Annotated in this window: 10 protein-coding genes; 4 read left to right on the forward strand and 6 right to left on the reverse strand. The window is 40.0% G+C overall.

Annotated features, from left to right (window positions below):
• The first annotated feature begins 72 nt into the window (after positions 1–72).
• Together VCA1004_RS06255 and VCA1004_RS06260 are read left to right on the forward strand one after the other, a co-directional pair.
• The gene (locus tag VCA1004_RS06255; RefSeq protein ID WP_086984177.1) at positions 73–2,004 is read left to right on the forward strand and encodes a putative nucleotidyltransferase substrate binding domain-containing protein; all 1,932 of its coding nucleotides are present in this window, start codon (positions 73–75) and stop codon (positions 2,002–2,004) included.
• A gap of 13 nt (positions 2,005–2,017) precedes the next feature.
• A complete protein-coding gene (locus tag VCA1004_RS06260; protein ID WP_086984174.1) occupies positions 2,018–2,749 on the forward strand; it encodes a 3'-5' exonuclease in 732 nt (243 codons plus the stop codon).
• Between the two features lie 206 nt (positions 2,750–2,955).
• Here the strand turns inward: VCA1004_RS06260 and VCA1004_RS06265 are convergent, their stop codons facing one another.
• Both VCA1004_RS06265 and VCA1004_RS06270 read right to left on the reverse strand, forming a co-directional pair.
• Complete coding sequence (locus VCA1004_RS06265) at positions 2,956–4,539, reverse strand: BCCT family transporter (protein ID WP_086984171.1); 1,584 nt, start codon at positions 4,537–4,539, stop codon at positions 2,956–2,958.
• 410 nt (positions 4,540–4,949) lie between these two features.
• Positions 4,950–5,357, reverse strand: a complete 408-nt coding sequence (locus VCA1004_RS06270; protein WP_086984168.1) for a MarR family transcriptional regulator — start codon at positions 5,355–5,357, stop codon at positions 4,950–4,952.
• A 280-nt stretch (positions 5,358–5,637) separates the two neighbouring features.
• Here VCA1004_RS06270 and VCA1004_RS06275 point away from each other — a divergent pair, with 280 nt between their 5' ends.
• Positions 5,638–6,306: a DUF2982 domain-containing protein gene (locus tag VCA1004_RS06275; protein ID WP_086984166.1), complete on the forward strand. Its 669-nt coding sequence runs from the start codon at positions 5,638–5,640 to the stop codon at positions 6,304–6,306.
• A gap of 3 nt (positions 6,307–6,309) precedes the next feature.
• Here the strand turns inward: VCA1004_RS06275 and VCA1004_RS06280 are convergent, their stop codons facing one another.
• From VCA1004_RS06280 to gyrA, 4 genes are all read right to left on the reverse strand, one after another.
• Positions 6,310–6,963, reverse strand: coding sequence for an MBL fold metallo-hydrolase (locus tag VCA1004_RS06280; RefSeq protein WP_086984163.1), 654 nt, complete (start codon positions 6,961–6,963; stop codon positions 6,310–6,312).
• A gap of 260 nt (positions 6,964–7,223) precedes the next feature.
• A complete protein-coding gene (locus VCA1004_RS06285; protein WP_086984160.1) occupies positions 7,224–7,463 on the reverse strand; it encodes a hypothetical protein in 240 nt (79 codons plus the stop codon).
• A gap of 316 nt (positions 7,464–7,779) precedes the next feature.
• On the reverse strand, positions 7,780–8,379 hold the full coding sequence (locus tag VCA1004_RS06290; protein ID WP_086984157.1) for a GTP cyclohydrolase II: 600 nt from the start codon (positions 8,377–8,379) through the stop codon (positions 7,780–7,782).
• A gap of 239 nt (positions 8,380–8,618) precedes the next feature.
• Positions 8,619–11,234 carry a DNA topoisomerase (ATP-hydrolyzing) subunit A gene (gyrA, locus tag VCA1004_RS06295; protein WP_086984154.1) on the reverse strand — a complete coding sequence of 872 codons (2,616 nt, stop codon included), beginning with the start codon at positions 11,232–11,234 and terminating at the stop codon, positions 8,619–8,621.
• Positions 11,235–11,540: 306 nt separating this feature from the next.
• Here gyrA and ubiG point away from each other — a divergent pair, with 306 nt between their 5' ends.
• On the forward strand, positions 11,541–12,251 hold the full coding sequence (gene ubiG / locus VCA1004_RS06300) for a bifunctional 2-polyprenyl-6-hydroxyphenol methylase/3-demethylubiquinol 3-O-methyltransferase UbiG (protein WP_086984151.1): 711 nt from the start codon (positions 11,541–11,543) through the stop codon (positions 12,249–12,251).
• Positions 12,252–12,665: the final 414 nt, after the last annotated feature.

Genomic DNA, 12,665 nt, shown 5'->3' on the forward strand with positions numbered 1-12,665 from the left:
CGATTAATGCTTTAGATCCAAAGCTGAATTGCCTATAGTTAGGTAAAATTCATATAGCATATCGTGGTTCTAATGGAAGCCGAATTACAAGAAATTCAAAATTTTATCGCCCAGTATCCGCCCTTTGATTCTTTACCTGAAGACAAGCTGGCGTATGTGGCGAATAACACAGAAATCTCTTATTACCGAGAAAATACTCCGATCGTCAAATTTGGCGATCATATTAAAGACTTGTATATGGTTCGCTCTGGCGTCGTCGAAATCTATCGTCGTCGGGGTGAGCTTTACAACCGCCTTGATACCGGGGATATTTTTGGTCAAATGGGATTATTAATGAATGGTAAAGTACGCTTGCCCGCTACTGCCATTGTGGATTCATTAATTTATTGCATTCCAGAAAGTGTATTTCATGAGTTATATGAAAGCGAAGATAGCTTTGCCGATTTTGTTGAAATTGAGAATAATGCCCGCTTAAAACAAGCCATCTCTGACAATAAAAACGCCAATGACCTCACGACCTCAAAAGTCAAAACACTGATCACTCGTGATGCCTTCACCCTTGATAAAAATGAAACCATTCAAAACGCCGCTAAGTTAATGGCTGATGAGAATATTTCAGCGTTACTTATCACCGATGAGTCTATTCACATAGATGAAGAAAACGAAACTCAAGTCATTGGTATCATTACTGACCGTGATTTGTGTACTCGAGTATTGGCCGAAGGGTTAGAGCCGAATCAACCGGTCAGTGAAGTCATGTCTCAAGAGCTGATTTCTCTCGATCATAATGCCTACATCTATGAAGCCATGCTGGCAATGTTAAGATGTAACGTCCATCACTTACCGATTCTAAAAAATAAACAACCAATTGGGATCGTCGAAGTGGCGGATATTATTCGCTATGAATCTCAAAATAGCCTATTACTCGTCAATCAAATCTTCCAACAACAAACCGTCGACGATCTGGTCACTATTTCAGAACAAGTGAAAGATTGTTTTGTACGACTGGTTCATGAAGATGCGAACTCTCACATGATTGGCAGTGCCATGGCCGTAATTGGGCGCAGTTTTAAACAACGTATTATTGAATTGGCAGAAATTGAATATGGTGAGCCACCGATCCCATATTGTTTTCTAGCATTAGGCTCTATGGCCCGTGATGAGCAATTGATTGTCACCGACCAAGATAACGCCATTATTTTAGATAATCGCTATGATGAAAGCCAACACGGTGAATATTTTGCCAATTTAGCCGAATTTGTCTGCCAAGGCTTAGCTCGTTGTGGTTATCACTTATGTACTGGCGATATTATGGCCACTAATCCAATGTGGCGAATGACCCGTACTGAATGGGAAGAATGTTTTGCCGATTGGATAGATAATCCGAATCCTAAAGCATTATTAAACAGTTCTATTTTCTTTGATTTAGATGGGGTTTATGGACGCGTGAAATGGGCAGAAAGCTTAAATGGTTTCATCGTTCGCCGCGCCCGTAGAAACAATAAATTCCTTGCTTGCTTAGCTCGTAACGCAATTAATCGCACCCCACCACTTGGTTTTTTCAAAGGCTTTGTGATGGAAAAAGATGGTCAACATAATAACTCAATCAATTTAAAACGCCGCGGAACCGCCCCTATTGCCGATTTAATTCGTGTACACGCCTTAGCGGTTGGATCTCGGGCACAAAATTCATTCGAGCGATTAGACGATATCATTGAAGCTGGTATCTTACCTAAAGGACGAGCTGAAGATTTACAAGATGCAATGGAATACATCTCCATGGTTCGTATTCGTCACCAAGCTTTGGATGTCGAAAATGAAATTGAGCCGGATAACAATATCGAGCCAGATAACATGTCGGATTTTGAAAGACGCAATTTAAAAGATGCATTCCAAATTCTCAGTAATGCACAAAACTTCTTAAAATATCGTTACCACGGTAACTCTTTCAAAAATGCTCCACCACCAGCGAAAAAAACGGAATCAATCCGTCGTAAGCGTTAAGTCAGGGGGGAAAATGAAACAGAGAAATACGTTGTACGCTCAGTTGGATCCGAAGCAAACTTGGCAGCAATATTTTGCTCAACAAGCCAAATCTGCAAACGATAAGCGTCTACAACAGTTTTACCAAAATGGTGTCATTGATCCAAACACCCCATTATCAGAAGTTGAATTTGTCGCTTTAGACTTTGAAACCACCGGACTTGATGTAGAAAAAGATGGCATTATCAGCATTGGTTTAATCCCCTTCACGCTACAACGAATTTATTGTAATCAAAGTAAACATTGGTTGGTAAAACCACGTAAACCTTTGAATGAAGATTCTGTGGTCATTCATGGTATTACACACAGTGACCTTTCTGATGCCCCAGATCTAAGACGTATCTTAGATGAAGTGCTTGATTCGCTGGCAGGAAAGATTGTCGTGGTACATTACCAATATATAGAAAGACAGTTTTTTAATCGTGCCCTGATGGAAAGGATCAATGAAGGTATTTTATTTCCGATGATTGATACTTTAGCGATTGAATCTGATATCCAACACCGAGCAGTTGGAGGATGGTGGAATAAATTACGTGGCAAGAAACCCGCCTCTGTTCGCTTAGGCACCAGTCGTAGTCGTTATAACTTACCAGCTTACCAACCACACCACGCGTTAGTTGATGCTATTGCAACCGCTGAGCTATTGCAGGCACAAATTCGCCATCACTTTAGCCCAGAAACCGCAGTGAAAGAGCTATGGTTGTGAAAGAGCTATGCCCGTGAAAGGACTATAACTGTCAAAGAACTATGGCTATAACCAATATTTCTAATAAAGCTGACAAATAAAATAGTGGTGAGTAAGCAATAAAATGTAAGTAACCGGAGCTGCGGATAACTAGCAAAGAAAAAGGTTGGCGAGTAAGCCAACCTTTTTTCTTTTGGTTAAACCATTAACAATAATGAATGGATAGATTAACCTTTACTTTCATTCGGCTCAGTTCGCATACCAAGTACCAAGCTGATACACATGACAATCAGAACAAAAACGAAAGGTAATGCTGTTGAAATTGCCGCCGCTTGAAGTGCACCAATGGCATTAGAACCACCAACCCAAAGCAACGCCATCGCCACGGCACCTTCAATAAAGGCCCAGAACATACGTTGTGGTACTGGAGCATCAACCTTACCGCCCGCAGTAATACTATCAATTACTAATGAACCTGAGTCAGATGAACTGATGAAGAACACCAACACAAGACACACCGCCACAATAGAAATCAATTTGCTAAATGGTAATGCATCGAACATTTCAAACATGGCCATTGTGGCATCATTGAAACCTTGTTGCCCTAACATACCCACTTTATGAATCAATTGATCGATACCAACGCCACCAAAAGTACCCATCCATACAATGGTAATAAAGGTTGGGATCAATAATACTGCAATTAAGAACTCACGAACCGTACGGCCACGAGATACACGAGCAATAAACATACCTACAAATGGAGACCAAGACATCCACCAAGCCCAATAGAACACAGTCCAGCCGTGCATCCAATCTTCATCGGCGCGATTGAAAGGGTTAGAAAGTGGAATAATATTCTCAACATAACTCATCAAAGTTTGTGGAATAGTATGTGACACAATAGAGAAGCTCACCGCAATCACAAACACCAACAGAATGAAGGCGACAATCATGTTGATGTTACTTACGAGCTTAACACCACCATCAATACCACGGTAAACCGAAATACCTGCAAGAACGGTAACAGCCGCAATAATAATCAGTTGTAGTCCAACACCATTATCAATGCCAAACACATGACCAATACCACTTGCGGCTTGCTGAGCACCAAAGCCTAACGATGTTGCCAAACCAAATAAGGTAGCTAGAACCGCTAAGATATCGATGATATGACCAGCCCAACCCCACGCACGGTCACCTAAGATAGGGTAAAATACCGAACGGATTGAAAGTGGTAAGCCTTTGTTATAAGTGAAAAATGCCAAAGACAGTGCAACCACAGCATAAATCGCCCAAGGGTGTAAACCCCAGTGATACATGGTGGCACCTAATGCTACATTTTGAGCTTCAGGTGTGTTGGGTGCGACATTAAGAGGCGTACCATACCAATCGGTAAAATAAGCCGCCGGCTCAGCAACACTCCAGAACATCAAACCAATACCCATACCCGCAGCAAACAACATTGCTAGCCAAGATAAGTAAGAGTGTTCCGCTTCTGCACCTTCTCCACCCAGACGAATTTTGCCAAAGGGAGAAACAATCATAAATAAGCAAAAAATAACAAAGAAGTTACCCGCAAGAATAAACAGCGAGTCAAAATTGTTAATAATAGAATTTTTTACGCCATCTAATGCACTTTTTGCGGTAACCGGATCTAAAATCAAAACAGCAAGAAGGAAAAGAATCGTTAGCCCTGCACTCGTAACAAACACAACGTTATGTACGTCAAAGCCCCACTTTTGGACATTATCTTGCCCTACCGTATAGTCGGTACTATCTATACTGTATTTATCTATACCTTTAGTCATAAAACCTCGTCCATTCGTGACAATAATACGAAAACCCAATCAAATACTTTGCCTACTAAACAAAGAGAATTGAGCATCTACAAATTATAAGAATAAATTTTAAACTTACTATAAAAAATATCCATAAAAATTCACTTCAGCATCATTTATCTGCTGAAATTTCAAGCATTCAGCTTATTTTTCTCATCAACCTTTTGTTGAAATTATCATTTTATTAGTCAAAAAACCTTTAGTGCTCTAACTAAATTTCAGTTTTTAATCAAAACTAAATACCAACTCAAGCTTTAAAATAACTTTAAACAAATCGAGAAACGACAATCTCGATTGAGTGTTAATTTTTATAGACGTTATAAATGAAAAAACCTTTCTATACTCAATGTAGAAAGGTTTTATTTAAATAATATAGTTAACTAAGCAAGCTTATACATCACTTTATTGCCTGATAGTTGTTCTTTTACAACTAAGTTTTCTTCAAGCAATTTTTTTAATCCGCCGGTTGCCCATGCGGCTGCTTTTGCTTCTTCTTGCTCTGCGGCTAAACCAATCGCTTTTGGATTAATGCCTTCCGCATTGGCTGCAACGATATCTAAAATTTGCTGTTGCTTAGGAGTGAGTTTGATATCTTGAGAAGTTTCTACTGCAGCTTCTAGCGCCTTATTAACAACTTTTTCAACTTTGACTTTCGTTGATTTAGTTTTAGCAACGGTTTTTTCTACTTTTGATTGAATAGATTGAGCAGTTTTCTCTGCCGTTACTTTCGTTGCTTTAATTTTCTTTTTTAATTTAAGCTGTACATTGCGCTTATGTGCAAGTCTCATTGAAGTTCTCCACAAAACACTAATTATAGTGTGGTAAAAATGATGGCGTGAGTTATAACAAAATCTAAATCGAATTTACAGCAATTGGTCAATATGTGAGCACATTTAATGCAATTTAATTGAAAATCACTAAAAACCCTTGAAAATAGGCATCCTCAGTTTCTGCTCACCCACATCACATAAAACATCTGTTTTCACTATACTCAAAGAGACATCACCATTAGATTACTTGATTTCCTCTTTGGTAATATTGCTTCTCTGACATAGGTTTTGAAAATTGATGAAAACAAAGCATATATTTCAAATGCAGCCTCATTTTCCCCCTGGGCTTTACTTAGCTGTTGGTTTTATTATTTTCGTTATAACTCTAATCATCAATCATTCCCTGAACCTAAAAGTCGCCATTCTCTTTTTCTTTACTTGGCTTTTGCTTGCGATTGTTATTTGGCAATCTATTTATAGTCAGCGTTTAGGATTTACCTTAACCAGTAGCCATTTTCAGCAACATTTTTATCGTGGCGGTTGGGTTTTACGTTGGCAAAATATTAAGCGTATTCATTCTCTAGAATATAACCTGAATGATTTTACTGTTCCGATAAGATGGATCGGCATTGAAATAAAAGATTACCAAGCCTTTATTGATAAAATCAGCCCTAAAGTCATGACCAAATTGCTCCTTCAGCAACGTTCATTATTGTACTTAGGCCTAAAGCAACATGGTCGATTGCATGAATTAGAAAAGCACATTATGAATGACACGATTTACACTTATTCTAATGGGAGAAAAGTAAAAGGACTTCAAGCGATATTTGCAAACAGAATGGCGATTCAAAAACAAGTCTGGGGATATGAAGTTTTTATCTCGGAAAACGACTTAACCATTCCTAAAGATGAATTGGTCGGTTTAGCTCGCCGCTATCTTGCCGCGAGCTGGGATGAAGCAGAATAAACGTTAATAAAGTGGCATTTCATCAGCCACGAATGGATTGGTTTTGCGTTCTTGTCCAAAGGTTGACTCTGGGCCATGTCCCGGAATAAAACGTACCTCGTTACCAAGCGGCCATAATTTTTGTTTGATGCTGTTGATTAAGGTTTGATAATCCCCTTTCGGAAAATCAGTACGACCAATCGCCCCATTAAACAGAACATCACCCACAAAGGCCAAGTTGGCCGACTCACTATACAGCACCACATGACCAGGAGTATGACCTGGGGTATGAATGACGTCTAAGACCTCATCTCCAAATTCAATCTTGTCGCCTTCTTGCAACCACTTTGTTGGTTCAAACGCATCAATAGGTGGAAATCCAAACATTTGACTTTGATTCATTAAACCTTGCAACCAAAATGCATCGTCGATATGTGGACCAATCACAGGTAAATTCAGTTCTTTTGTTAACTCTGGAGTACCACCAACATGATCGAGATGACCATGTGTTAATACGATTTTTTCGAGTGTGACCCCTAATGTATTCGCAATCGTAATCAAATGATTGACTTCACCGCCGGGATCCACGATCACCCCTTTCATGGTTTGATCGCACCACACAATCGAACAGTTTTGTTGGAATGGCGTGACAGGAACAGATTGGTATTTCAGGCTCATACTACTTCTCTCTATTTTCTAGCTCTATTTTAGATCTCGTCAAACTATGACAGCCTGCTCCTGCTTTGACAAGGCACGATTTAATTCAAATATGTAATCTGCATATTCGCTTGTGACCAAATCTTCCACTCGCCCCTTTCTTGCTTAAAAACAATTAACGCTTGCAAACGGTTGTTCTTGAAAGCCGCGCCCTTTATTTTTTTCGTCGTTAACCAGACTTTGGTATAAACATATTCGTCATCTTGAGCAACTAATTCAAACTAATCTAAATGATAACTCAAATCAAAATTATCAAAAATCCCTTTAATTTGTTGCCTGGTTATATCCCAAGATAAAGATTGTGTATGTACCGTAGCCATATAAGCATCAGAATTTTTTTGCTGAGAAGCGTGTAGGTTTTGTTCTAAAACTTGCTTCACTAAAGCTTCCCTCGTGGTCGCTTGCACTTTATACGTCGCTAAACTAAGAAGCAGCAGCCAACACCAATGTTTATATCTCATCTTGTCCCCTTACGATGGAATTAAGCTCCAATGATTGTCCTAATCAAACTATAAATTATTTTGTTAATATGCCTTTGTACCTTGCACATAACAACTGGACCTTAACCTAAATTCACATAAAACGGCTACTCTTTCGTAATCATACCCAGCGCGCAGAACTGAGGTTTAATCCTAGCAATCGAGTTTGCGACAAAGATCAAATAACATCACTAAGCCTAAATGACTCATCCAGAATCATCCATTAGTACGATCCAGATAATAAAACGACAAAAGCCTCTACAATGAGAGGCTTTTGGTATGTTATTGATGACCACGTTTAGTCAAACTTTAATTTGTGCTTACCATGAGAAGCTTTGGCTTTTAAATATTTTTCATTGCCACTTTTTAAATGCACATGAGTTGGTAATACTTCATCAAGCTCAATCCCGAACTCTTGTAATTCTTTCATTTTTTTAGGGTTGTTGGTAATGAGCTTAATTTTGAGAACCCCAAGCGCTTTCAACATCTGCGCCGCTTCTGAGAAATCACGTAAATCATCCCCAAAACCTAAATGATTGTTCGCTTCATAGGTATCCATGCCTTGACTTTGTAAGCGGTAAGCATCGATTTTATTATATAAACCAATCCCTCTCCCTTCCTGGCGCAAGTACAGCAAAATGCCACCTTGTTGGCCCATTTTTTCAATGGTTTCATCTAACTGCTCACCACAATCACAGCGAGAAGAATGAAAAACATCTCCAGTCAAACATTCTGAATGCATACGAACTAATGGGATCTGAGAACTTTTATCAGCTGATTTGAAAATAATCGCTACATGCTCTTTGTCCGTTTTTAATCCAGAAAAAGATAAAATTTCTGCATCAATGTCACTTGCCTTACCCACTTTTAAATCTACTCTGGCTCGAACTTCCGCCATTATTCTTCTCACTCTTCTTCTCGCCTACCCGTTAAATGCCTATTTACACGGACAAAATTGAGGGTAAATCTCATCATCGTTGTGGTTGTTATATTATTACAATTAATTAACTAATCAAGCAAAAATCTTGATCAAGATCATTCGTAGACCTGAACAAACATTCTGCTGAAGAATCACTAAGAATAAAAAAGCCGGAGGTTTTCACCACCGGCCTTTCATAATGAAGCAATTATTGTTGCTTATTCCGCATCATTTTCCGCAGTATCAGAATCCGTTGTAGGTTGAGCGTCTTCTGACACTTCAATACCTTCAAGAATTTCATCTTCTTCCATTTCTTCAATGCGTTGTAAACCAACTACTTTTTCATCATCTGAAGTACGAATCAAGGTCACACCTTGCGTATTACGTCCAACTTGACTCACTTCAGAAACGCGAGTACGTACCAATGTGCCAGCGTTGGTGATCATCATAAATTCATCAGCTTCCAGAGCTTGGATGGCACCGACAACTTGACCATTACGCTCAGAAACTTTGATTGATACCACACCTTTAGTACCACGACCTTTGGTTGGGTACTCAGTGATAACCGTACGTTTACCGTAACCGTTTTCAGTTACGGTCAGTACATCACCACCGTCATCTTTCGGCACAATGAGAGAAACAACTTGGTCGTTATCAGCCAAGCGAATACCACGAACACCCGCCGCAGTACGGCCCATTGCACGCACGTGCTCTTCACTAAAGCGAACCACTTTACCTTCTTTAGAGAACAGCATAATTTCGTCATCACCTGAAGTGATATCCACACCAATCAGTGCGTCATCATCACGAAGGTTCACGGCAATCAGACCATTTGCACGCACATTCGAGAAGCTCGCTAATGACGTTTTCTTAACCGTACCGTCACCAGTAGCCATAAAGATGAATTTATCTTCAGCAAACTCATCAACACGTAAGATAGCGGTAATACGTTCGCCTTCTTCTAGTGGCAAGATATTAACAATAGGCTTACCACGTGCATTACGGCTCGCTAGTGGTAATTGATAAGTCTTCAAGCGGTATGTTTTACCACGAGTAGAGAAACACAGAATGTTATCGTGTGTGTTGGCAACCAGTAGACGTTCAATGAAATCTTCATCTTTCATCTTAGTGGCGCTCTTACCTTTACCACCACGACGTTGCGCTTCGTAATCACTCAATACTTGATATTTCACGTAACCTTCGTGAGAAAGAGTTACGACAACATCTTCTTGAGCAATCAACTCTTCCATGTCGATATCATGGCTTGCAGCAGTAATTTCAGTACGACGTGCGTCACCAAAGCCTTCACGAACGGCTTCTAATTCTTCACGGATCACTTCCATCAAACGTTCTGTGCTTGAAAGGATATGAATCAATTCAGAGATTTCATCCAGTAGCGCTTTGTATTCATCGAGAATTTTTTCATGCTCTAAACCGGTTAAACGGTGTAGGCGTAATTCTAAAATGGCTTGAGCTTGTTGTTCGGTAAAGAAGTACTGGCCATCACGGATACCAAACTCATCTTCTAACCAATCAGGGCGTGCAGCATCGGTGCCAGCACGTTCTAACATGGCAGCTACATTACCAAGATCCCAGCCACGTGCCACTAAGCCTGCTTTTGCTTCGGCAGGGGTTGGTGCGTTACGGATCAATTCGATGATGTCATCAATATTGGCTAGAGCAAGCGCTAACGCTTCTAAGATATGTGCACGATCACGCGCTTTACGTAATTCAAAAATCGTACGGCGTGTAACCACTTCACGGCGGTGATCGACAAAGCATTTCAACATTTCTTTTAAGTTGAATAGCTTAGGTTGGCCATTATCAAGCGCAACCATGTTGATACCAAAGGTGGTTTGTAATTGGGTTTGTGAATAAAGGTTATTAAGAACTACTTCACCCACCGCATCACGCTTACATTCGATAACGATACGCATACCGTCTTTATCTGATTCGTCACGTAGTGCGCTAATGCCTTCGACTTTCTTTTCTTTCACTAACTCGGCAATTTTTTCAATTACACGAGCTTTGTTCACTTGGTACGGAATTTCAGTAACGATAATGGTTTCACGACCATTCTTATCAGTATCAATGTGTGCTTTTGAACGCATGTAAACTTTACCGCGTCCCGTTTTATAAGCATCAATGATCCCTTTACGTCCACTGATCAAGGCCGCCGTTGGGAAATCTGGCCCTGGGATGTGCTCCATTAATTCATCAATGGTCACATCTTCATTATCAATGTAAGCCAAGCAACCGTCTAAAACTTCACCTAGGTTATGAGGTGGAATATTGGTCGCCATACCAACAGCGATACCAGAAGCACCATTAACTAAGAGATTTGGAATTTTGGTAGGAAGGACAGCGGGAATTTTTTCAGTGCCATCATAGTTGTCAACGTAATCGACGGTTTCTTTATCAAGGTCGGCGAGTAGCTCATGTGCCATCTTCGACATGCGAACTTCGGTATAACGCATTGCCGCGGCTGAGTCACCATCAATCGAACCAAAGTTACCTTGACCATCAACCAACATATAGCGAAGTGAGAAAGGCTGAGCCATGCGTACGATGGTATCGTATACCGCACTATCACCGTGAGGGTGGTATTTACCGATAACGTCACCCACCACACGAGCCGATTTTTTATAAGGTTTGTTCCAGTCATTCCCAAGAACATTCATCGCAAATAAAACACGGCGGTGAACAGGTTTCAGGCCATCACGTACATCTGGTAGTGCACGACCCACGATGACGGACATCGCATAATCTAAATATGAGCCACGCAGCTCATCTTCAATGTTTACTGGCGTAATTTGTTTAGCTAAATCGCTCATAGAGCCATTATCCCTCTATTCTTTTTGATCGCTTATTTCATTACGAATAGCAATCCGCACAAGGTTTAAAAATATAACACAGAAATCATAAATCCGGCATCTATTTCATGGTGGTTTTGCTCACTTGATAGCGAGTTCACGCTTTAACTGAAGAAAAATTGAGCTAGATTCAAAAATATGCATTTTATCAACCACTTTATAACGTGTGACCATGAAAGTTCAAATGAGAGTCTCCCGCTTTAGTGATGCTTATCTTTAACGATGCTGATATAGTTAGCAAAGTGAATTAATAACAGAATGACGAACATGACGACTCAACAAAATGTAGATCCTGCAGAAATTAAAAAATTCGAAGATATGGCGTCTCGTTGGTGGGACCTCAATGGTGAATTCAAGCCATTACACCAGATCAACCCTCTTCGTTTAAATTTTGTTTTAGATAAAGCCAACGGTTTATTTGATAAACACGTATTAGATGTTGGCTGTGGTGGTGGTATTCTAGCAGAAAGCATGGCCCGAGAAGGTGCCCACGTCACAGGCCTAGATATGGGAAAAGAACCACTTGAAGTGGCTCGCTTGCATGCATTAGAAGCCGGTGTAAAACTCAATTACATTCAAAGTACCATTGAAGAGCATGCTCAACAAAACCCGCAGAGTTATGATGTTGTCACATGTATGGAAATGCTTGAGCACGTACCCGACCCACTGTCAGTGATCCAATCGTGCGCTCGCTTAGTTAAGCCCGGTGGTCATGTGTTCTTCTCTACCCTTAACCGCAATGTTAAATCGTATTTATTTGCTATCGTCGGGGCAGAACACATCATGAATATTGTGCCTAAAGGTACTCATGACCATAAAAAATTCATTCGCCCATCTGAACTATTAAAAATGGTGGATAGCACGCCATTACAAGAAAAAGCGATTACGGGGCTACACTACAACCCACTAATGGACACTTACTCTCTAGGCAAAAATGTGGACGTAAATTACATCGTACACACTCAACACTTGCTATAAGCGAACCATTTTCAACCTTAGAAGCGTTCACAAAATGTGGGCGCTTTTTTCATGATATTTCTTTCAAAATTGTGCTAACTCGCTCATTAATTCCACACCATTTTTCGTGCTCATTTTCTTTGAAAGATCAAGCGGAAAATTTTTTTTGCTGGGTACAAAATCACCTTAAAAGATCTTCGTTGTAATCCATTGCACGTATCTCTTTATTCTGTAGGTTAGCAGCTACTTACACAAAAATTTCTATCCCCCTATTATCCACAAGTTTAATAAACGGCAAATCTTGAAACTCTGCTCTTTTCGCACTATCTTGTAACTCGTCTTCACAGACAACCCAATATATAGTGTTTTACTTCAAAGCAAGGTAGAACGAGAAAGCCACACAAAGCACGCCCAAAATATAAAAAATAATCGCGC

Source organism: Vibrio aphrogenes (assembly GCF_002157735.2).
Lineage (GTDB): Bacteria > Pseudomonadota > Gammaproteobacteria > Enterobacterales > Vibrionaceae > Vibrio > Vibrio aphrogenes.

Bases quoted from the DNA above. Each gene is read 5' to 3' on its own strand.
- VCA1004_RS06285 (WP_086984160.1), bottom strand. From the start codon at position 7,463: ATGAGATATAAACATTGGTGTTGGCTGCTGCTTCTTAGTTTAGCGACG.
- VCA1004_RS06265 (WP_086984171.1), bottom strand. From the start codon at position 4,539: ATGACTAAAGGTATAGATAAATACAGTATAGATAGTACCGACTATACG.
- VCA1004_RS06270 (WP_086984168.1), bottom strand. From the start codon at position 5,357: ATGAGACTTGCACATAAGCGCAATGTACAGCTTAAATTAAAAAAGAAA.
- VCA1004_RS06290 (WP_086984157.1), bottom strand. From the start codon at position 8,379: ATGGCGGAAGTTCGAGCCAGAGTAGATTTAAAAGTGGGTAAGGCAAGT.
- VCA1004_RS06280 (WP_086984163.1), bottom strand. From the start codon at position 6,963: ATGAGCCTGAAATACCAATCTGTTCCTGTCACGCCATTCCAACAAAAC.
- VCA1004_RS06275 (WP_086984166.1), top strand. From the start codon at position 5,638: ATGAAAACAAAGCATATATTTCAAATGCAGCCTCATTTTCCCCCTGGG.
- VCA1004_RS06255 (WP_086984177.1), top strand. From the start codon at position 73: ATGGAAGCCGAATTACAAGAAATTCAAAATTTTATCGCCCAGTATCCG.
- VCA1004_RS06260 (WP_086984174.1), top strand. From the start codon at position 2,018: ATGAAACAGAGAAATACGTTGTACGCTCAGTTGGATCCGAAGCAAACT.
- ubiG (WP_086984151.1), top strand. From the start codon at position 11,541: ATGACGACTCAACAAAATGTAGATCCTGCAGAAATTAAAAAATTCGAA.
- gyrA (WP_086984154.1), bottom strand. From the start codon at position 11,234: ATGAGCGATTTAGCTAAACAAATTACGCCAGTAAACATTGAAGATGAG.